Genomic DNA, 21055 nt, shown 5'->3' on the forward strand with positions numbered 1-21055 from the left:
GTTAGCGGCCTGAATGTTGTTTCCCGGAAAATTAAACTGTAGCGGCTTTAGAGCCTTTTTCAGCGTTATCATCGTCCTGGGTCATACGGTTCAGCTTAGGTGCTGTCAGCAGCATCAGGACGGCGATAACGGCGGTTGCTATGCCAATCTGCATAAATACGCGACCATAGACTTCCAGGGACATCAGTGGGTCAGTCACGTCGCTCGGCACAGCCATCAGGTTGGCGACATAACCGCCGATGATGTTAGCGCCTGCCGTTGTCAGGAACCAGCTACCCATGATGAAGCCCATCAGACGCTGCGGAACCAACTGTGCGACCATTGCCAGTCCCAGACCGGAGATCATCAGCTCACCGATACTTTGCAGGCCGTAGCTCGCGATCAGCCAGTTTACGGATACGATGCCGGCATCGTTCGCAAATTTGGTGCCCAGCGGCAGAATCAGGAACGCGCCGGAGCACAGCACCATACCAATGGCGAATTTCATCGGCATTGGCAGCGTATCGCCCATCCTGTTATAGATAGCGGCCAGAATCGGGCTGCCGATAATGATCCAGAATGGGTTCAGCGCCTGATACTGTTCCGGTTCGAACGCGATACCGAGAATAGAGTGCTCGACGTTACGAATGGCAAAGAAGTTCAGCGACGTCGGCATCTGGCTGTACAGTACGAAGAAGATAATCGCCTGCAGCATCAAAATAAAGGCGACGATCATTTTACGGCGAGCCGCGCCGTGCATGGAAAACGCTTCTTTACCGAAGATAATGACGATGCCAAGAGCGATTACGCCCAGCACCATACGCGCGATGTCCTGGTTGTGCAGCAGCCAGGTGGCGACCGCAATCAGAACGACAATACCCACGATTGTCAGCAGCAGATTACGGAAGTTGATCGGTTCAAAGTCGGGTTTGGAACCGTAGCTTTTCACCCAGCGCTGGCAGAAAGCAAAGTTAACGACGGTTATCAGCATACCGACGACGCTAAGCGCAAACGCGGTGCTCCAGCCATAACGCGCCGCCAGCCACGGCGTCGCCAGCATAGAGAAGAAGGAGCCGATGTTGACGGACATATAATACATCGTAAATGCGCCGTCGAGACGCGGATCGTCCTTCGCGTAACAGGTAGACAGCAGGGAAGACGGGTTAGCTTTAAACAGACCGTTACCCACAGCGATAGCCGCCATGCCCATATAGACGATGCCAGCGTCATGACCAGACCATGCGACCAGCGCATAACCGATAGCCAGCACCACGGCACCCAGCATAATAACGCGTTTGGTGCCCAGAATTTTATCACCTAACCAACCGCCAATGGCGACCAGGCCGTACACCAGCGCACTGAAGGAAGAGAAAAGGGTGATGGAATCCGCTTCTGACATACCCAGTTGTTTTACCAGGTAGACGGCCATAATGCCTTGCAGGCCGTAATAACCAAAACGCTCCCATAACTCTATCGAGAAGATGAGATAGAACGCCTTCGGTTGTTTGAAAGCGTTCAAACTGACGCTTTCAGTTGGTTTATTGTTTGCAGTAGACACTTTTACCTCTTTTTTACGCCCCGTATTAACAGGGATTGTCTGGCGCGTGATGAGTCAGACTCATCCGTCCGATTGTTATATTGGAGGGGAAACGGCAGGTAATGTTCACTATCTTTCCTCTCCAGACAAGACCTTTGTAATAATCTGTTACATATAACTCTTCTGGTTGAATCGTCCGATGTCAGAAATGTTATCCAGCGTTAAATTTCTTCATTTGAAGAATGGCAGATTTTTACACTGCAAAAAGGCCATTAGTTTGGGTGAAAGGCGATATCTTCTGCTATTTAAGGTGAAAAGCAGTGATATAGGCCATTATCTGAAAAAATGACAGAGTAATATTTTGTAGTGAAAACGGGGCGTCAGTCTATCTGGTTGTAAATGTAACCTTAGATGTCATTAAATTTTACATGAAGTTATCAAAGTGATCCTGATCACGGATAGATAGAAATTTTTGCGATTAAAAAAATGATTAACCTGACGTGGAGGGAAAACGAAAGCACATTACATCAGAAAAAGGACAGAGACTGGAATGATTGATGGCTAAAATAGATCCAGGCAGAAGGTAGGAGCGCGCTGGCGTGACGGACGCACTCCGACCATATTAAATATCGACTTTTTCTTTGTATTCGCAAAGATCTTCAATGAGGCAGGAGCCGCAGCGGGGTTTTCGGGCGATACAGGTATAGCGGCCATGCAAAATTAACCAGTGATGGCAGTCCACTTTGAACTCATTTGGCACCACTTTCAGTAACTTCTCTTCTACCTGCTCGACATTTTTACCCGGCGCGAACTGCGTTCGGTTGCATACACGAAATATATGTGTATCAACGGCGATGGTCGGCCAGCCGAAGGCGGTATTTAGCACCACGTTAGCGGTTTTACGCCCCACGCCGGGAAGCGCTTCCAGCGCCGCCCGATCCTCCGGCACTTCGCCATTATGCTTGTCCAGTAAAATACGGCAGGTCTTAATCACGTTTTCCGCTTTACTGTTAAACAAACCGATGGTTTTGATATAGGATTTCACGCCCTCTACGCCCAGTTCCAGCATCGCGGCTGGCGTATTGGCGACCGGGTAAAGTTTGGCGGTCGCCTTGTTCACGCTGACGTCGGTTGCCTGTGCGGAAAGCAACACGGCAATCAGTAATTCAAACGGCGACGTGAAATTGAGTTCCGTTGTGGGGTGCGGATTGCTGTCGCGCAGGCGCGTCAGAATTTCCAGCCTTTTTGCTTTGTTCATCAGACTTTCCCTGTTTCACCTGCCGGAACAGCGGAAGGCGCGGTTTCGGCGCGGCGTTTCTTCATTTTTTCATCAATAAGATATTTTACCGCCAGCATGAGTCCCAGGCCGATAAACGCGCCTGGCGGCAGCATCGCCAGCAGGAAAGGCGAGTCGGTGTGAAATATCTCGACCCGTAATACTTTTGCCCAGCCTCCCAGCAGGCTATCCGCGCCATCGAAAAGCGTACCATTCCCGAGGATCTCACGCAGCGAGCCCAGCACGAACATCGCGCCTGTCGCGCCCATGCCGATGGAAAAACCGTCCAACGCGGAAAGCCACGGTCCTTTTTTCGCGGCAAACGCTTCGGCGCGACCGACAACAATGCAGTTCGTTACAATCAGCGGAATAAAAATCCCTAAAGACTGATACAAACCGAACGCATACGCATTGATCAGCATCTGTACTGCGCTTACCACCGAGGCAATGATCATAACGTAAATCGGGATACGGATTTCTGCCGGCGTCCAGCGACGTAGTGCGGACACCGTAAGGTTGGTCAGCGTTAATACCAGCGTTGTGGCCAGACCCAGCCCCAGAGCGTTGGTTGCCGTAGACGTCACCGCCAGTAAAGGGCACAGGCCAAGTAGCTGCACCAGAGCAGAGTTATTTTTCCATAACCCCTGAACAACAATGTCTTTTATTTCGCTCATGGTTATTCTCCACAGGCGGTTAAATGGGGGAGCTGAGCGGGCAGTGATTCGGCGTACAGCCCGGCGCGTTTAACCGCATTCACCACGGCGCGCGGCGTTATTGTCGCCCCGGTAAATTGATCAAAATCACCGCCATCTTTTTTCACCGCCCAGTGCGTATCATTTTCACCGCTGATGGTTTTACCGCTAAAGTGGGTAATCCAGTCAGACAAACGGCGCTCAATTTTATCACCTAACCCTGGCGTCTCATGATGTTCCGTTACGCGCGTCCCCAGGACGGTACCGTTGAAATCTGCGCCAACAATAAGCTGGATAGCGCCGGAATAGCCATCTGGCGCGGTGGCCTCAATGATGGCCGCTACGGGTTTATCATCCTTGCGAGCGATAAAAACACGGTGTGTGCCTTTGCCGAGGGCGGGCGCATCGACCAGATAACAGCTCTCTTGCAGATTATTATTGTAACGATCTGGCGGCAATACCTGATCGAACAGGGCATGTTGTTGTTGCAGCGCTTGTTCGTAGATGGTTGATTTTGTCATCTGATTAATCACCGCGGTCAATCCCGTAGAGCCTGCGGCAAAAAGCGCCAGCGTAATACCGTGTTTACGAATCGTTTTCAGCATGGTTTATCCTTTGCGATGTCCATAGACGCGGGGGCGCGTGTAGTAGTCGATCAGAGGAACCGTGATATTCGCCAACAGGACAGCAAAAGCAACGCCGTCCGGATAGCCGCCGAAGCTACGAATCAGCCACACTAATACCCCAGCCAGCGCGCCGAAAATTAAACGTCCACGGTTGGTCGTGGAGGCGGTAACCGGATCCGTCAAGATAAAAAATGCGCCCAGCATGGTGGCGCCTGACAGCAGATGAAGCTGCGGCGAGGCCAGCGTAGCGGGCGAGAAAAACCAACCTAACGCGGCGCATAGCGCCAGCGTCAGCAGAAAACTGACCGGGATATGCCAGCGGATAGCTTTTTGCCACAGCAGGAATACGCCGCCGACAAGCCAGGCGAGGTTAACCCACTGCCAGCCCACGCCAGCCAGCGCGCCGCTGTATATCGGGTACTGCATGATTTGCTCAACGGAGTGCCCGGCGCGCAAGGACGTTTTAAACGTATCCAGCGGCGTCGCCTGGCTGATACCGTCAATACCGATACGTAGCAGCGTCATATCGCCGCCGCTGGCGGTATGCCCGGTAAAAATCATCCGCAACGTGTCCAGCATATCGGGCGTTGTTGCGGCTATTTCATAAGGCGGCAACCAGCTTGTCATTTGCACCGGAAAGGAAATTAATAGCACCACGTAGCCGATCATGGCCGGATTAAAGGGGTTTTGTCCCAGCCCGCCATATAACTGTTTGGCGATAATAATGGCGAATCCGGTTCCCAGCACGACCATCCACCAGGGCGCGAGCGGAGGGATGCTGACCGCCAGCAAAAGCCCCGTCAATAACGCGGAATAATCCTGCAGGTGACTGGCGACCGATTGTTTGCGTAGCCTGAGGACAATGGCTTCCGCGACGAGCGCCGTGATAGCAGCCAGAACGATCTGGAAAAGCGTTCCCCAACCAAAAAACCACGTCTGCGCGGCAATACCCGGCAGAGCGGCGACTAATACCAGCAACATGATTCGCGATGTCTGGCGCTGGTTATGGGTATAAGGCGAGCTTGCGATTCTGAATACCATTTAATCCTCGTTAACAACCTGCTGCTGTGCTGCTTTTTTTGCCTGAACGCGGGCGATCGCCGCAGCAACCGCGGCTTTGCGCGGGTCGACCGGTTCGGCTGGTTCGCTTCCGGCCTGCTGCTCCTGCTTACGGGCTTTGGCGCGGGCGATAGCCGCTTCCACCGCGGCTTTGCGCGGTTCGGCCGGTTCGGCAGGTTCGGCAGGTTCGCTTCCGGCCTGCTGCTCCTGCTTACGGGCTTTGGCGCGGGCGATAGCCGCTTCCACCGCGGCTTTGCGCGGTTCGGCCGGTTCGGCAGGTTCGGCAGGTTCGCTTCCGGCCTGCTGCTCCTGCTTACGGGCTTTGGCGCGGGCGATAGCCGCTTCCACCGCGGCTTTGCGCGGGTCGACCGCTTCGGCAGGTTCGCTTCCGGCCTGCTGCTCCTGCTTGCGGGCTTTGGCGCGGGCGATGGCCGCTTCCACCGCGGCTTTACGCGGGTCGACCGGTTCGGCAGGTTCGCTTCCGGCCTGCTTACGGGCTTTGGCGCGGGCGATGGCTGCCTCCACTGCAGCTTTACGCGGGTCGTCGCCGGGTATCGCGCTGTCAGCCATCGGATGAGTGGCTTGTTTAGCGCGCGCTTGCGCTTTACGCGCTTCACGGGCCGCGATGACGGCGCTATTGTCTGGCAGACTACCCGCCTGAATAACCACCGGTTGCGTGGCCTGCGCCTGTTTCTCTTTTACCCGCGCCAGCGCAGCGGCAATGGCATCCTGATCTTTTGCCGCTGGTTGTACCGCTGCGCTCTTGTGACGTGCAAGGCGGGCGGCTTTTTCGCGCTCCAGTCTTGCCTGACGAGCCTCAAAACGTGCTTTGGCTTCGGCGGCGCGTTTTTCTTCAAGCCTGATCGCATTAATCTCCGCTTTTTCCTGACGGAAATATTGGACGAGCGGAATATTACTCGGGCAGACCCAGGCGCAGGCGCCGCATTCTATACAATCAGCAATATGGTGAGCGGTAGCCTTGTCATGCTGCTGCCCTTTGCTGAACCAATAAAGCTGCTGCGGTAAAAGGTCGGCAGGGCAAGCGTCAGCGCAAGCACTGCAACGAATACAGCTTTTCTCTTCCTGAGGCGCTCCCATTTCAGTCACGGATGGCGCCAGCAAGCAGTTGGTGATTTTTACGACCGGTACGTCAAGCCAGGGAAGGGTGAATCCCATCAACGGGCCGCCCATGATGACCATCTGGTCAGCGGAAGGGCAGAACCCGGCATCGTTAAGCAAATGACGAACGGGAGTGCCGAGCCGCGCCCAGACGTTACCCGGACGGCTTACCGCTTCACCCGTTAAGGTGACAACGCGTTCTGTGATCGGTTCGCCGTCAACCACGGCGCGTTTAACGGCATAAGCCGTACCGACGTTTTGCATCAGCACGCCAATATCAGAGGAGCGCCCGCCGTGGGGAACCTGTTTTCCCGTCAGTATTTGGGTGAGCTGTTTTGCGCCGCCGGAAGGGTATTTGGTTGGGATCACACGTAACGAAATATCGTGGGCGTCAGCCAGTACGGCGCGCAGCATGGAAATAGCCTGCGGTTTGTTATCTTCAATGCCGATTAATACCTCACGCGGTTGCAGAATATGCGCCAGGATGCGAATACCTTCCACAATCTGCGCGGCGCAGTCCTGCATCAGACGATCGTCCGCCGTAATGTAAGGTTCGCACTCTGCGGCATTGATAATAAGCGTGGTGATTTTATCGCCGCCGCCCTGCAATTTAACGCCGGTGGGAAAGCCTGCGCCGCCAAGCCCGGCAACGCCATACTGATGAATGCGTTCAATGAGCGTTTCACGGCTGTGGGCGCGGTAATCAGACCAGCCCTCGCGTTCAATCCAGCGGTCCTCGCCGTCGGCATCAATGATGACGCTTAACTCCGCCAGCGCCGAAGGATGTGCCGTCGAGTGGGGGGCAATAGCGATAACCGTCCCGGAGGTGGGCGCGTGTACCGGCAGCATTCTCCCACGTCCACGGGTAAGCGCCTGGCCGCGTAGCACGCGATCGCCGACGCTAACGCACAGCTCGCCCTCAGCGCCAATGTGCTGTTTTAAAGGGATAACGAAGCACGGCGCTAAAGGCACCTGGCGCAGCGGCGTGCCGTTTGACTGGGTCTTCATTTCGGGCGGATGAATACCACCGTCGAAATCCCAGATTTTATCTTTTCTGAAAGCGGAAAATAGTTTAAGCATGTTGTTCCACGGGAATGATGCGAACGGGAATGGTGTTCAAATCCCATTTCCAACTGTCGGGCGTCTCATTCACCGGACGTAATTCGATGCAGTGCGTCGGACACGGATCGACGCACAGATTACAGCCAGTACAGAGATCGCTCATGACCGTGTGCATGGCGCGCGTTGCGCCAACGATGGCGTCAACCGGGCAGGCCTGAATGCATTTTGTGCAGCCAATGCAGTTATTTTCATCAATAACTGCCAGCATACGTACTGGCGCGACCTGCTGTTCTTCACCATCGCATGGTTGCGGCTCTACGTTTAGCAGCTCTGCCATTTTCAGCATGACGGCTTCGCCGCCGGGCGCGCAACGATTGATTTTCTCGCCCTGGAGGCCCACGGCTTCGGCGTAGGGGCGGCAGCCGGGATAGCCGCACTGACCACACTGGCTCTGCGGCAAAATCGCATCGATTTTTTCAACAACCGGATCATCTTCAACCGCGAATCGGCGGGAGGCATAACCCAGAATGGCGCCGAACACCAGGCCCAGAAGGGTCAGGGCGCCAACGGCAATCCAGATAGTATTCATTACAACTTCACCAAACCACTAAAGCCCATAAAGGCCAAAGACATTAATCCTGCGGTAATCAATGCTATCGCGTTACCACGAAAAGGGGCGGGCACATCCGCCACGGCAAGGCGTTCGCGGATGGCGGCGAACAGAACCATCACTAATGAAAAACCGACGGCGGCGGAAAATCCGTACAGCGCCGACTGAAGGAAGTGATGACCGAGATTAATATTCAGTAACGCTACGCCCAGAACCGCACAGTTAGTGGTAATCAGTGGTAAGAAGATGCCTAACAAGCGGTATAACGCCGGGCTGGTTTTCCGTACAACCATTTCGGTAAATTGCACGACCACAGCAATGACGAGGATAAAGGCCAGCGTCCGCAGATAAATCAGATCCAGCGGAATAAGTATCCAGGTGTCGATAAGCCAGGCGCATATCGACGCCAGCGTCATGACAAAGGTCGTCGCGAGGCCCATCCCCATGGCGGTTTCCAGTTTTTTGGATACGCCCATAAAGGGACAAAGGCCCAGGAATTTGACCAGTACAAAGTTATTGACCAGTACAGTTCCGACAAAGAGCAGCAGGTAATCAGTCATGTTTCGGCCTGAAATAAAAAAGCCGCCTATTATCTGTCAAACTACCACAGGCGACAACAGGTTAACTGTAGGGTTATTACGGATTAACAAACGTTGTTTTGACGCGCGCTGAACGTTTGAGATAAGGCACAATGAGCGCCGTCGCCAACAGTGGGAAGAGTAACTGACGCACGGCAAAGGCATCTGAGACGGGCGAAAAGGCAAATGCTTTAACCGCCAGTAACACCGACACCAGCAGCCAGATAATGTAATGCTTCGGCACGCAGCGTCTGCGCTTGAAGAATGCGATCGTCAACCACAGGGTATAGTACCACATGGCGATAGCGGTAATAAATGAAATGCCCCATAGCAGTAAATTACCGGTTTCCTGTCCGCTAAGCGTCTTGAACGTTTGCGGTGTGGCAAGCGCCATAACGTAGAGTAATAACGCCAGCGAGGTGCTCAACAACGCGACTAACAGCCAGGCTAACGGGCCAAGAAGCCAGCCTCCAATTCGTTGTGGCGGTGTTGTAGTCATATCTTCTCCGGGGTTACGCGCATTAACGGTCATGCCGCTCATTTTGGGGCAAATATTATAAGGTTTTTGATGTTAAACGCTACTTTCTTTATTGCACATAGCGCCAGACGGATTGCGGAACCTGACCTACATCAAACAGGCGTCCTCCGGAAACCAGTTCGGCACGGCGGTGATCTGCAGCGCGATACATATTAACAATGTCCATGTCATCAGTAAGGGTATAGTTAAGGTGGTCGAACAGTTTTTCCAGACTTTCGAGCGAACTAATTTTGCGGAATTTTAATAGATAATCCTGAACAGTCATATAAAGTTGATCCATATTAAATATAATGCCAACGGAGTAGTCACTGATAAAAAATAAACAAAACCGCACCAGTGAGAGGTCAGGGGTGCAGGTAAAAAGGGAATATTCTTACCGGTAAAGAGTCAGGCGCCACATGGCGCCTGGGGCGAAAGGTTAACGCGCTTTCCTACAACAGGCAATAAACGTCAGACCAGATAGGACATATTTCGTTTTTTTTGCCGGTTTTTGACTTTTCTTTGCACCCCCCGGGGCGCCGCTTACCGTACCACGCGAAAATGCCTTTACATTATCTGACGCTTACTTCTTCTGGACGGAAGCCGTGGGCTCTGGTGGTTGGTAATTGTCAATATGGTTGGCAATACCTAAAAGAATGACTGAGATAACGAGAACTATCCACCCAGTTAATTCAATAAGACGATTCATTATTGACGACATTTGCTTTGATTTATCCATAAACACAGGGGGTAAATGTTACTTTCCTGGCGAGCGGTCGGCAAGAGGGAGGGAAACGATTTCAGCCTCTGTTCTGTAACAAGTTAATCATTTGATGCTACGTTGATGGTCAGGACGCTATTGCGGCTAATCGCACGATGGTGTGGAATAGCGATATCTAAAACCGGAGGCAGTGAGATGAATGACAAAATCCGCGTTGGGTTAATCGGTTATGGCTACGCCAGTAAAACCTTTCATGCGCCCTTAATTATGGGAACGCCAGGGCTAGAGCTTGCGACGGTATCCAGCAGCGATGAAACAAAAGTGAAAGCAGACTGGCCGGCGGTCTCCGTGGTCTCTGAGCCCCGACACTTATTTAACGATCCGCATATCGACCTGATCGTGATCCCGACGCCCAACGATACCCATTTCCCGCTGGCGAAAGCTGCGCTGGAAGCCGGTAAGCATGTGGTGGTTGATAAACCCTTTACCGTGACACTGTCACAGGCGCGAGAATTGGATGCGCTTGCGCGGAGTACTGGCCGGGTACTTTCCGTCTTCCACAACCGACGCTGGGACAGCGATTTTTTGACGCTGAAGGCCTTGCTGGCGGATGGCGTGCTCGGCGAGGTGTCCTTGTTTGAATCCCACTTTGATCGCTTCCGTCCCCAGGTGCGCGACCGCTGGCGCGAGCAAGGCGGGCCGGGAAGTGGTATCTGGTACGATCTGGCGCCGCACTTGTTGGATCAGGCCATTCAACTTTTTGGCCTGCCGGTCAGCATGACGGTGGATTTAGCGCAGCTGCGTCCGGGCGCGCAATCTACAGATTATTTCCACGCGATTTTATCCTACCCCCAGCGCCGCGTGATTTTGCACGGTACGATGCTGGCCGCGGCGGAATCCGCGCGATACATCGTTCATGGTTCGCGCGGTAGCTATGTTAAATATGGCCTCGATCCCCAGGAAGAACGGTTAAAAAACGGCGAGCGTTTACCGCAGGAAGACTGGGGATACGACATGCGTGACGGCGTATTGACCCTGGTTGAGGGAGAGACGCGCAAAGAAGAGAACTGGCTTACGTTGCCGGGTAACTATCCGGCATATTATGCCGCCATCCGCGATGCGTTAAACGGTAACGGTGAAAATCCCGTGCCGGCAAGCCAGGCGATTCAAATTATGGAGTTGATTGAACTGGGCATGGAATCGGCAAAACATCGCGCGACGCTGTGTCTTGCCTGAGATGTCGCATTTCTCCGCCTGTGATAGCATTAAACCGCAGGCGGAGAGAGGGCGTTAGCATCAATAAAGCAATTTTACGCCGCGGCCACTTTTTCGCGCAGCGCACGTTTTTCGCCATCGCTCAGAAAGGCGATTTCCAGACCGTTAATCTGCGCCTGGCGAATCTGTTCGCGGCTCAATCCTGCCGCTGGCGCGGCGACGTGATATTCATGGATAATATCTACGCCCTGAACAGCCGGATCGTCCGTATTAAGACTGGCGAGAACGCCATGCTCAAGGAAGGTTTTGAGCGGATGGTCTGCCAGCGATGCGACGGTACTGGTCTGAATATTCGAGGTCAGACAGGATTCAATACCGATACGCTGCTGTGCAAGAAAATCCATTAACGCGCGATCTTCGACAGCTTTTACGCCATGTCCGATACGTTCGGCCCCCAGTTCGCGAATCGCCTGCCAGATACTTTCCGGCCCTGCGGCTTCGCCAGCGTGAACGGTAATATGCCAGCCCGCATCGCGCGCCCGATTAAAGTGCGACAAAAACAGACTGCCGGGAAAGCCCAGCTCATCACCGGCTAAATCCAGCGCGGTGATTTTCTCTCTGTGCGCCAGCAGCGCATCAAGCTCCTGTAAACATGCCGCCTCGCCGAAGGTACGGCTCATAATGCCAATGAGTCGCGCCTCGACGCCAAACGTGTTACAGCCGTCGCGTACGCCGTCGATAACGGCTTCAACCACGCCTGCGATCGGTAACTGATGCGCCATCGCCATATAGCCGGGCGAAAAGCGAAGCTCGACGTAATGCAGGCCGTTACGTGCGGCATCTTCAATATTTTCAAAGGCCACACGGCGGCAGGCGTCAAGCGATGCCAGGACTTTTACCCCCCAATCGAGCTTCGTGAGAAAGCTCACTAAATCGGGTTCGGTTGAGGTGACCTGGACATGCGGAATCAACGTTTCCAGCGTTTGGGCGGGAAGGGCGATGTTGAACTGCCGACCAAGATCCAGAATTGTTTGGGCGCGAATGTTGCCATCAAGGTGGCGGTGGATGTCAGTCAAAGGAAGCGTAATATCAATCATGGGCGCACTCAATTTTTAATAAAAGTGCGCACCATTATACTACAGATTGATAATCCTCTGGAAATTTTGCAAAAACGGAGTCATTACGTTGCAACTTCGCGAGAGCGCGGGAGAAATTTTGTATCATTCTCTTTAACGCGCCCCCAGTCAGCTCACGGGGGTTGTCTCTGTTATCGCATCTTAGGATAAAGGGTCAGCCCACCGCTTGTAGACAGTATCAGCGAACGGTGCGGATAGCGTTAATTAATCCATTGACGCCTTTTTCAAGTTTCAGGCGAGGGCATCCGGCATTCAGACGCACAAATCCCCGGCCTTCGGCGCCATAGGTATCGCCGGGCATAATGGCGACTTTCTCCTGATGAATGAGCGTGTGCTGTAATTTTTGATCGTCAATGCCGAGCGGACGGAGATCAATCCAGGCCAGATAGGTCGATGGCGGCGCTTGCCAGTTCAGCGTCGGAAAGGCACTATTCAGCGCCTGCGCGATATAGCGCATATTAGCCGCCAGCGAGGCGCGTAACGCATCCAGCCACGGCGCGCCGTGCTGATACGCGGCAATATGCGCCGTGAGCGAGAGCACCGCTGGCGAAGAGAGGCCGTCGCGCCCTTTTAAGGCGGCCAGGTAGCGTTCACGGCTTTCACTATTTTCAATGATTCCATAAGCGCCGGTTAATGCCGGAATGTTGAAGCTTTTCGAGCCGGAGGAGAGCAGCGCCCAGTCTCCGCGCGCGACATTGCTCCAGGGAATATGCGGCTGGTTTCCCCATACCATATCCATGTGAATTTCATCGGAAATCACCCGTACGCCATGGCGCTCGCACAGCGTTGACATCGTTTCCAGCTCGTCACGCGTCCACACTTTACCGGTGGGATTTTGCGGACTGCACAGCAGCAGGATTTTGCTTTCCGGACGCGCCAGCGCCGCCTCCAGTTTGGCCATATCGCAATACCAGGCGTTGCCTTCTTTCTCCAGCGGGACGGGAGTGACGATGCGATGGTTGCCTTCAATCGCTTTATAAAAAGCATCGTAAGCGGGGGTATGAACTACCACGCTATCGCCTTCGTTGGACCACTGGCGGATAAGCTCGGACGCCATATAGATAACGGAGGGGCCGTATACGAGGGAGTGGGCATCTATCGTGGTCTGATGGCGTGTCGCAAACCAGTGGGTAATCGCCCCTAAAAACGCCTCATTTTTCCAGCGGCTATAGCCCAGCACACCGTGGGAAAGGCGCTGGTTTAGCGCCTCCAGGATACACGGCGCGGTGGCAAAATCCATATCCGAGATCGTAAAGGGGAGCAGATCAGCCTCGCCAAAACGATCGGCGACATAATCCCACTGCGTACACCATGTCCCGCGACGGTCAACTTCCTGTGAAAAATCGAACATATCTCTTCCTTATGCCTGAACGGTATTCATCAGACCAACCATTTCATCTTTTACCGACTGAACCTGCGGGCCGATAACCACCTGCAAATTATGCTGATTGAGCTGTACGACGCCTATCGCACGATTGTCCTTCAATGCCTGGACATCGACAAGCGACATATCTTTCACGGACAGACGTAGGCGGGTGATGCAGTTGTCCAGACTCACGATGTTTTCCGTGCCGCCTAATGCCGCCAGGATAGCAGGCACGTTGTAGCCGGATTTTCCTGGCGCGCCAGCGATCGCTTTTTCAATGCTGGTGGCGATCTCCGCTTCGCGCCCCGGTGTTTTGAGGTTAAAGCGTGTAATGGCGAAGCGGAAAATGAGGTAGTAAACCGCAAACCAAATCGCCGCCACTACCGGCACCAGATACCATTTTGTTGACAGACCATGCAGGATGCCAAACACCACAAAGTCAATAATATTGCCATCCGTATTGCCGATAGTGACGCCGAGAATAGCCATGATGGTAAAACCCAGCCCGGTCAGCAGAGCATGAATAACGTACAGCACCGGCGCTACGAACAGGAACAGGAATTCCAGCGGTTCCGTTGTACCGCCGACAACGCAGGCGATTAAACCGGAAATCAATAATCCTTTAATTTTAGGGCGGTTTTCTGGACGGGCACAGTGGTACATTGCCAGCGCGGCGCCCGGCAACCCACCGAGAAACGCCGGCATTTTGCCTTGCGATAAGAAGCGAGTGGCGCTTTCAGAGAAGCCGTGCGTCGTTGGGCAACTGAGTTGGGCCTGGAAAATAGTCAATGCGCCGCTCACGGTATGCCCGCATACCTCTTGCGTACCGCCCGCCTCGGTGAAGCGAATCAGCGCTACCAGAATATGGTGCAGACCAAAAGGCAACAGCAGGCGCTCGCCGGTGCCGAAAATCATCGGTCCAAAGTCGCCGGCGCTATTGATGATATGACCCAGTCCACTAATTCCCATCGCAAAAACCGGCCAGACGAGCGGGATAACCAGGCCGACAAGCCCCATCACAACGGCGGAAACGATAGGTACAAAACGCGTACCGCCGAAAAAGGCCAGCGCATCCGGCAAACGAATGGTATGAAACCGTTCATGCAGCATCCAGACAATAATACCAGCGATAACGGCGCCGAGGATGCCGGTATCGATAGAGGGGATGCCCAGAATATTTTGTACGTTATTGGCTTTCAGCACCGCCGCATCGGTGGTCGGCAGAATGCCTTTTGCCGTGAGCCAGAAGTTGACTGCAAGGTTCATGACCGCATAACCGACGAACCCGGCAAATGCGGCGACGCCTTTGTTTTCCCGCGCCAGACCGAGCGGAATCGCGATACAAAACATCACCGGCAGGAAGCTAAAGGCAAAAGAACCTACTTTACTCATCCAGGTGAAGATAGCCTGTAGCAAGGGATTACCCAGCACGGGGAGCAGGGTGATTACGTCGTGGCTACTGAGCGAGCTGCCGATACCGAGCATAATGCCGCAGAACGAGAGCAAGGCGACGGGCAACATAAACGTTTTGCCCAGTTGCTGGAAAAATTCCCATAGCGTTATTTTTGGCGTGGTTTTCGTCGTCATCTAACGACTCCTTGTTAATAAAGGCCGGTGTCAGGTTATGATGGCGAAAAGATAAAACGTTTTATCAAATTTTAGTGCGGCATTAATCACATTACTGACCGATAATAACGCGTATAAAGATAACAGATAGGTAAAACGTTTTATCTGTCAGATTCTGGAGCGATTTGTTGACATGGCTATCGCCAAAAAAATCACTATCCACGATGTTGCGCTGGCGGCTGGCGTGTCGGTGAGCACCGTTTCCTTAGTGCTGAGCGGCAAGGGGCGAATATCGGCCGCGACCGGCGAGCGCGTAAACGCGGCAATTGAACAACTGGGTTTTGTGCGTAACCGCCAGGCGTCCGCGCTGCGTGGCGGGCAAAGCGGCGTTATCGGTTTGATCGTGCGTGATTTATCGGCACCCTTTTATGCCGAATTGACCGCCGGGTTAACGGAAGCGCTGGAAGCGCAAGGCCGTATGGTTTTTCTCCTGCATGGGGGGAAAGATGGCGAACAGCTAAATCAGCGTTTTACCATGCTGCTTAATCAGGGCGTGGATGGCATGGTGATCGCCGGTGCGGCGGGCAGTAGCGAAGCGCTGAGAGCGCAGGCCGACGCACAAGGAATTCCGGTCGTGTTTGCGTCACGCGCCAGCTATCTTGATGATGCGGATACCGTTCGGCCTGACAACATGCAGGCGGCGCAGCTCCTGACGGAGTACCTTATTCGTCAGGGCCATCAGCGCATCGCCTGGCTGGGAGGACAAAGCGCATCTTTAACCCGTGCGGAGCGCGTGGGCGGCTATTGCGCGACGTTGTTAAAATACGGTCTACCGTTTCACAGCGAGTGGGTCGTGGAATGCGCTTCCAGTCAGAAACAGGCAGCAGAAAGCATTACCGCGCTGTTGCGATACAATCCGACCATTAGCGCTGTCGTTTGTTACAACGAAACCATTGCGATGGGGGCGTGGTTTGGCCTACTGAGAGCCGGACGACAGAGTGGCGAGAGCGGTGTCGATCGTTATTTCGAGCAGCAGGTGTCGCTGGCGGCGTTTGCTGATGTGGCGGAGAACGCCCTCGACGACCTGCCGATTATCTGGGCCAGTACGCCGGCGCGAGAAATAGGCTATACCCTGGCCGAACGAATATTGCAGCGTATTGCTCACGACGAGCACCATGTGCGGAGTCAAACGATAGCCGCTCGCCTGGTAACGCAAAAGTAGAGGCTGCGCGTCGTTCGGCGCAGACCGGGTGCTGCGTCGCGACACCCGGCAAGGCGATTATTGTTGAGGCAGCGCCGGAACGTCCGGTACGGAAAGCGCTGGCATTCCAAACAGGCCGACAAAGTCTTCCAACGGCATTTTTTGTCCGTTGAGCGTGATCTGGCCATTGGCGTACTGCAAACTGGAGGCGATAGTATTATCCTTCAGCGTTGTCAGTCGGAACATCTGACCCATTGCGGACAGCCCCTGCACCTGCTGTTTTGCCAGTTTTTCCGCATCATCCTGCTGATAGCCTTCCAGTTTTGCTATCTGCGTCATAAACTCGACCGCCATGTCCATCGGAATTGCCAGTTTCGCATCCAGCGATTTCACGGAGCGGTCGACTTCCTGCGCCAGCGTTTGTGGTTGTGCCGTTGTGGTTGCCGGATCTTTGAGGAACAGCGACAGATTCAGCGTGGTTTCCCCTTTGGCGTTTTTCCAGCTAAGCGGCGCCAGAGTCAGTACCGGATCGCCTTTTAACAGCACGGGGAGAGCGCTAAAGAACGCTTCGGTGACTTTTTGCTGATAAAGCTCAGGATTCTGCGCCACGTCCGGCTGATTCAGCAGCGCCTGCGTTTGCGCATGATATTGCTGACTAAACTGGTGCCAGGCTTCGCCGTCGATTTGACCGACTTTCAGCGTTAATTTACCGCTGCCTAAATCCTGATTCTGCACTTTCAGGCTGTTAAGCGAGTAATCCAACTGGCTGTTAATGGTTTTTCCGTCGTTGACGAGATCGGACTTGCCGGCAATTTCCATCCCTTCCAGCACCGCCATCTCTTTACCCTCAATGGCGATGGACAGTTTATCCAGCGTTAACTTTTGGTCGCCCACACGTTCGCCAAAGCTTGCCAGCTTACTGGTACCGTCGGTTTTCAAATTATTAAAGGTGAGTTGGACCTTCTGATTATATTCGTTAACGGCATCGACAAGGCCGCTCTGCGCTTCGCCTGACAGCGAAACCACATTACCGTCTTTATCGGCGTTAAGCTGGAACTCGCCGCCGCTAAAGGCGACCTTTTCACCGGCATTCTCGTAGTTTAACGGCTTGAGAGAGATATCGGAGCGGGTATCGCCGCCATAACCAATGCGGGTATTGATAACAAAGGGCGTGTCGCCTTTCGCGATATCAAAGAGGGGTTTTGCCGCATCGTTATTCACCAGGGTGGTTTTTACCGACGCCATAGAAGGGATCAGATTGAGCGTTTTGAGCTGGGCGAGCGGGAAGGGGCCATGTGAAACGGACTCGTCCAGCACAATGCTTTGCCCGGGCTTCAACCAGGTAGTGTCTGCGCCGGCAACCGGTTTGACAACCAGTTGCAGATGGCTACTGAACACGCCACGCTGGTAGTTTTGATAACTTAATTCGACACCGGCCTCCGGCGCAGTACGCTTGAGCTGTTCATTGGCCTGAGTCACCATTTCTGCAAGATGGTTCTCCAGCTTTTTCCCCGTATACCAGGCGCCGCCTGTCCAGACGATGCCAAGTGCAATTACTACACCTGCAGCTACCAGTGTTTTTTTCATATCAATTGTCCATAAAAATGAAACCAGGCGGATTAAACCGCCTGGAGGAGTTTTACGTCTGTTATAAGCTTAGCAAGAGTTGTTAAAAAATTCAGTACGTTGCTACAGCTTGTTATAAACACGCGCTAAACGGCCCGTGCCGCTGGCGTTAACCGGAGACTCATCCGCGCCGATAAAGGCAGATTCACCCGGCTTCAGTACCAGACGCTGTTCATCTTTACGTAACACCGCCTCACCCTCAACGCAGAACAGAATCGCGGCGCTGTGTTGGCCTATGCTCGTCTCCTGAAGCGCCAGGTCGTGCAGTGAAAAAGCAAAATCGTCAACCGGAATTGGGAAGTCCAGCTCCGCGCCGCTTTTTACCGGGGCAGTTAGCAACTCGCCGGCAGGCTTAGGTTCGAACTTCACGTTCGCGACCAGCTCAGGGATGTCGATATATTTTGGCGTAAGGCCAGCGCGCAGAACGTTATCGGAGTTTGCCATGACTTCCAGCGCAACGCCCTGCAGATAAGCATGAGGCGTTTCGGCAAACAGGAACATCGCCTCGCCGGGATTAAGTTTGACCACATTCAGCAACAAAGGAGAGAAAAGCCCGCTGTCGTCAGGATAATACTCTGAAATCACGCGGATCGTTTGCCACGGTTCACCTTGCTGGCTGTTAAGCGCCGCTTTGAGTACGGCTAACGCGCGGGATTTTTCTTCGCCTTGCATATTCAACAGGCTGGCGAAAAGCTGGCTCAGACGTTCAGCATTCGGCGCCTGCAAAAAGTGGGCGATAGCGGAATGCGCGCCGGCGACAGGTTGCAGTAAAGAGACAATGTCAGAAAATTCGCGGAACGCGTTCATCGCCAGGAAAGGCGTCAGGGCAAAAACCAGCTCTGGTTTATGGTTAGGATCTTTATAGTTCCGCTCTGCGGCATCCATGGGGATACCCGCCGCATTTTCTTTCGCGAAACCGATTTCGGAATTGCGCTTATTCGGGTGCACCTGAATAGAGAGCGGCTGCGCGGCGCACAGTACTTTAAACAGAAACGGCAGTTCGCCGAAACGGTTGGCTACCGCTTCGCCCAGCATGGCGGTTTTATTCTTTTTGATGGCGTCACGCAGGGAGACGGTTTCGCCGTTGGCGGTGGTGATTCGCGAGCTGCTTTTGGGATGCGCGCCCATCCAGAGTTCAGCCATTGGCTGCTGCTGCGGATTGGCGATGCCATAAAGTTCCGTTAACGCAGTTTTACTTCCCCAGGCATAGTTTTGCACTGAGTTAATGAGTTTTTGCATTATCAAGCCCTGTTTCAATGTGGAGATCAATGGGAGGTATTAAACCAAGAAACCCGCATGAAGTAACCTCCGCGCGTAAAAAGTCGTACTTGTCTCAGTTTTTGTTAAAAAATTGTGTAGGATAGTGTTACTCGCTTTGAGTCGGGCAATGGAACACCTGCCCAGAGAATAACCATACCGAGCGGTAAGTGAGAGCACAATGTCAAACAAACCCTTCTTTTATCAAGACCCTTTTCCCCTCAAAAAGGACGATACCGAGTACTACTTGTTGACCAGCGAACATGTTTCCGTCGCCGAATTCGAAGGACAAGAGATCCTGAAAGTCGCGCCGGAAGCGCTAACGTTGTTGGCGCGTCAGGCCTTCCACGATGCGTCTTTTATGCTACGTCCCGCGCATCAGCAGCAGGTGGCGGATATTCTGCGCGATCCGCAGGCCAGTGAAAACGACAAATATGTCGCGCTGCAATTCCTGCGAAACTCCGATATCGCGGCCAAGGGCGTGTTGCCCACCTGCCAGGATACCGGTACGGCCATTATTGTCGGCAAAAAAGGCCAACGCGTCTGGACTGGCGGAGGTGATGAAGCGGCGCTGGCTCGCGGCGTATATAACACCTATATCGAAGATAACCTGCGCTATTCGCAGAACGCGGCGCTGGATATGTACAAAGAGGTCAATACCGGTACTAACCTGCCGGCGCAGATCGATCTCTACAGCGTCGATGGCGATGAATATAAATTCCTCTGTATCGCTAAAGGCGGCGGATCGGCGAATAAAACCTACCTCTATCAGGAGACAAAAGCGCTTCTGACGCCGGGTAAGCTCAAAAATTATCTCGTCGATAAGATGCGTACGCTGGGCACCGCCGCCTGTCCGCCGTATCACATTGCGTTTGTCATTGGCGGCACCTCGGCGGAAGCGAACCTGAAGACCGTTAAGCTGGCCTCGGCAAAATACTATGATGCGCTACCGACCGAAGGCAATGAACACGGGCAGGCCTTCCGCGATATTGAACTGGAAAAAGAATTGTTGCTTGAGGCGCAAAATCTTGGCTTAGGCGCGCAGTTCGGCGGCAAATATTTCGCTCACGATATTCGTGTCATCCGATTGCCGCGCCACGGGGCATCGTGTCCGGTAGGTATGGGCGTGTCCTGCTCCGCGGATCGAAACATTAAAGCGAAGATCAACCGGGAAGGGATCTGGATCGAGAAGCTGGAGCGCAATCCCGGTAAATATATTCCAGAGGCGCTGCGCCAGGCGGGAGAGGGCGAGGCGGTGCGCGTTGATCTTAACCGTCCCATGAGCGAGATACTGCAACAACTGTCGCAGTATCCGGTATCAACGCGCCTGTCGCTGAACGGCACGATTATTGTGGGCCGCGACATCGCGCACGCTAAACTGAAAGAACGGATGGACAGAGGCGAAGGTTTGCCGCAGTACATCAAAGATCATCCTATCTATTATGCGGGGCCGGCAAAAACGCCGGAAGGGTACGCCTCCGGGTCGCTTGGGCCGACTACCGCAGGACGGATGGACTCTTATGTTGATCAGCTCCAGTCGCAGGGCGGCAGTATGATCATGCTGGCGAAAGGCAACCGCAGCCAGCAGGTGACCGATGCCTGTAAGAAACATGGCGGCTTCTACCTGGGCAGTATCGGCGGCCCGGCAGCCGTTCTGGCGCAGGGCAGTATCAAGCGCCTGGAGTGCGTGGAATATCCTGAACTGGGTATGGAGGCTATCTGGAAAATTGAAGTGGAGGATTTTCCGGCCTTTATTCTGGTGGATGATAAAGGTAACGATTTCTTCCAGCAGATTCAGTCATCGCAGTGCGCGCGCTGCGTTAAGTAATGTCGCCGCCCTGCGGGGCGGTAACATGATTCGCTATTTTGCCGGAGAACGGCGCAAGCGCCTTATCCGGTCTACACCGTTGTG

The 21055-nt window shown here is 53.7% G+C and carries 19 protein-coding genes; 3 read left to right on the forward strand and 16 right to left on the reverse strand.

Going from position 1 to position 21055, the window contains the following annotated elements:
* Window positions 1-31: 31 nt before the first annotated feature.
* The 11 genes from dtpA to blr form a co-directional block, all read right to left on the reverse strand.
* Window positions 32-1537, reverse strand: coding sequence for a dipeptide/tripeptide permease DtpA (gene dtpA / locus ACLD4K_RS00800; RefSeq protein ID WP_411011222.1), 1506 nt, complete (start codon window positions 1535-1537; stop codon window positions 32-34).
* A 601-nt stretch (window positions 1538-2138) separates the two neighbouring features.
* Window positions 2139-2774 carry an endonuclease III gene (nth, locus tag ACLD4K_RS00805; RefSeq protein WP_001030325.1) on the reverse strand — a complete coding sequence of 212 codons (636 nt, stop codon included), beginning with the start codon at window positions 2772-2774 and terminating at the stop codon, window positions 2139-2141.
* On the reverse strand, window positions 2774-3466 hold the full coding sequence (locus tag ACLD4K_RS00810; RefSeq protein WP_001289628.1) for an electron transport complex subunit E: 693 nt from the start codon (window positions 3464-3466) through the stop codon (window positions 2774-2776). Before ACLD4K_RS00810 ends, nth begins: the two co-directional genes overlap by 1 nt.
* Window positions 3467-3468: 2 nt before the next feature.
* Window positions 3469-4089 (reverse strand): electron transport complex subunit RsxG, encoded by a 621-nt coding sequence (gene rsxG, locus ACLD4K_RS00815; protein ID WP_106508507.1) that lies wholly within the window; start codon window positions 4087-4089, stop codon window positions 3469-3471.
* A gap of 3 nt (window positions 4090-4092) precedes the next feature.
* A complete protein-coding gene (gene rsxD / locus ACLD4K_RS00820; RefSeq protein ID WP_411011223.1) occupies window positions 4093-5151 on the reverse strand; it encodes an electron transport complex subunit RsxD in 1059 nt (352 codons plus the stop codon).
* A complete protein-coding gene (rsxC, locus tag ACLD4K_RS00825; RefSeq protein ID WP_411011224.1) occupies window positions 5152-7368 on the reverse strand; it encodes an electron transport complex subunit RsxC in 2217 nt (738 codons plus the stop codon).
* A complete protein-coding gene (gene rsxB / locus ACLD4K_RS00830) occupies window positions 7361-7939 on the reverse strand; it encodes an electron transport complex subunit RsxB (RefSeq protein ID WP_183059162.1) in 579 nt (192 codons plus the stop codon). Before rsxB ends, rsxC begins: the two co-directional genes overlap by 8 nt.
* Window positions 7939-8520 (reverse strand): electron transport complex subunit RsxA, encoded by a 582-nt coding sequence (rsxA, locus tag ACLD4K_RS00835; RefSeq protein ID WP_000133179.1) that lies wholly within the window; start codon window positions 8518-8520, stop codon window positions 7939-7941. Before rsxA ends, rsxB begins: the two co-directional genes overlap by 1 nt.
* A 76-nt stretch (window positions 8521-8596) precedes the next feature.
* Window positions 8597-9037, reverse strand: a complete 441-nt coding sequence (locus ACLD4K_RS00840; protein ID WP_079944747.1) for a DUF2569 domain-containing protein — start codon at window positions 9035-9037, stop codon at window positions 8597-8599.
* Between the two features lie 88 nt (window positions 9038-9125).
* Complete coding sequence (ydgT, locus tag ACLD4K_RS00845; protein WP_000217946.1) at window positions 9126-9341, reverse strand: transcription modulator YdgT; 216 nt, start codon at window positions 9339-9341, stop codon at window positions 9126-9128.
* A gap of 297 nt (window positions 9342-9638) precedes the next feature.
* Window positions 9639-9764, reverse strand: coding sequence for a division septum protein Blr (gene blr, locus ACLD4K_RS00850; protein WP_001708800.1), 126 nt, complete (start codon window positions 9762-9764; stop codon window positions 9639-9641).
* Between the two features lie 207 nt (window positions 9765-9971).
* Between blr and ACLD4K_RS00855 the strand changes: the two genes are divergently transcribed.
* Window positions 9972-11012 (forward strand): oxidoreductase, encoded by a 1041-nt coding sequence (locus tag ACLD4K_RS00855; protein ID WP_411011225.1) that lies wholly within the window; start codon window positions 9972-9974, stop codon window positions 11010-11012.
* Window positions 11013-11086: 74 nt separating this feature from the next.
* Here ACLD4K_RS00855 and add read toward each other — a convergent pair whose 3' ends face one another.
* The 3 genes from add to malX all read right to left on the reverse strand — a co-directional run bounded on the left by add (window position 11087) and on the right by malX (window position 15080).
* Entirely contained in the window at window positions 11087-12088 is a 1002-nt protein-coding gene (gene add, locus ACLD4K_RS00860) for an adenosine deaminase (protein ID WP_000565565.1), read from the reverse strand.
* A 217-nt stretch (window positions 12089-12305) separates the two neighbouring features.
* Window positions 12306-13478 (reverse strand): MalY/PatB family protein, encoded by a 1173-nt coding sequence (locus tag ACLD4K_RS00865; RefSeq protein ID WP_411011226.1) that lies wholly within the window; start codon window positions 13476-13478, stop codon window positions 12306-12308.
* A 9-nt stretch (window positions 13479-13487) separates the two neighbouring features.
* A complete protein-coding gene (gene malX / locus ACLD4K_RS00870; RefSeq protein WP_000208903.1) occupies window positions 13488-15080 on the reverse strand; it encodes a maltose/glucose-specific PTS transporter subunit IIBC in 1593 nt (530 codons plus the stop codon).
* 172 nt (window positions 15081-15252) lie between these two features.
* On the opposite strand from malX, the gene ACLD4K_RS00875 reads away from it, so the two are divergent.
* Window positions 15253-16281 carry a Mal regulon transcriptional regulator MalI gene (locus ACLD4K_RS00875; protein WP_000951918.1) on the forward strand — a complete coding sequence of 343 codons (1029 nt, stop codon included), beginning with the start codon at window positions 15253-15255 and terminating at the stop codon, window positions 16279-16281.
* Window positions 16282-16338: 57 nt separating this feature from the next.
* Here ACLD4K_RS00875 and ACLD4K_RS00880 read toward each other — a convergent pair whose 3' ends face one another.
* Window positions 16339-17847 carry a YdgA family protein gene (locus ACLD4K_RS00880; protein WP_000753334.1) on the reverse strand — a complete coding sequence of 503 codons (1509 nt, stop codon included), beginning with the start codon at window positions 17845-17847 and terminating at the stop codon, window positions 16339-16341.
* 102 nt (window positions 17848-17949) lie between these two features.
* The gene (manA, locus tag ACLD4K_RS00885) at window positions 17950-19125 is read right to left on the reverse strand and encodes a mannose-6-phosphate isomerase (protein WP_411011227.1); all 1176 of its coding nucleotides are present in this window, start codon (window positions 19123-19125) and stop codon (window positions 17950-17952) included.
* 199 nt (window positions 19126-19324) lie between these two features.
* On the opposite strand from manA, the gene fumB reads away from it, so the two are divergent.
* Window positions 19325-20971, forward strand: coding sequence for a class I fumarate hydratase (fumB, locus tag ACLD4K_RS00890; protein WP_000066609.1), 1647 nt, complete (start codon window positions 19325-19327; stop codon window positions 20969-20971).
* Window positions 20972-21055 lie beyond the last annotated feature (84 nt).

Source organism: Salmonella sp. 741265055_HSA (genome assembly GCF_046569525.1).
In the GTDB taxonomy this organism is placed as follows: domain Bacteria; phylum Pseudomonadota; class Gammaproteobacteria; order Enterobacterales; family Enterobacteriaceae; genus Salmonella; species Salmonella enterica.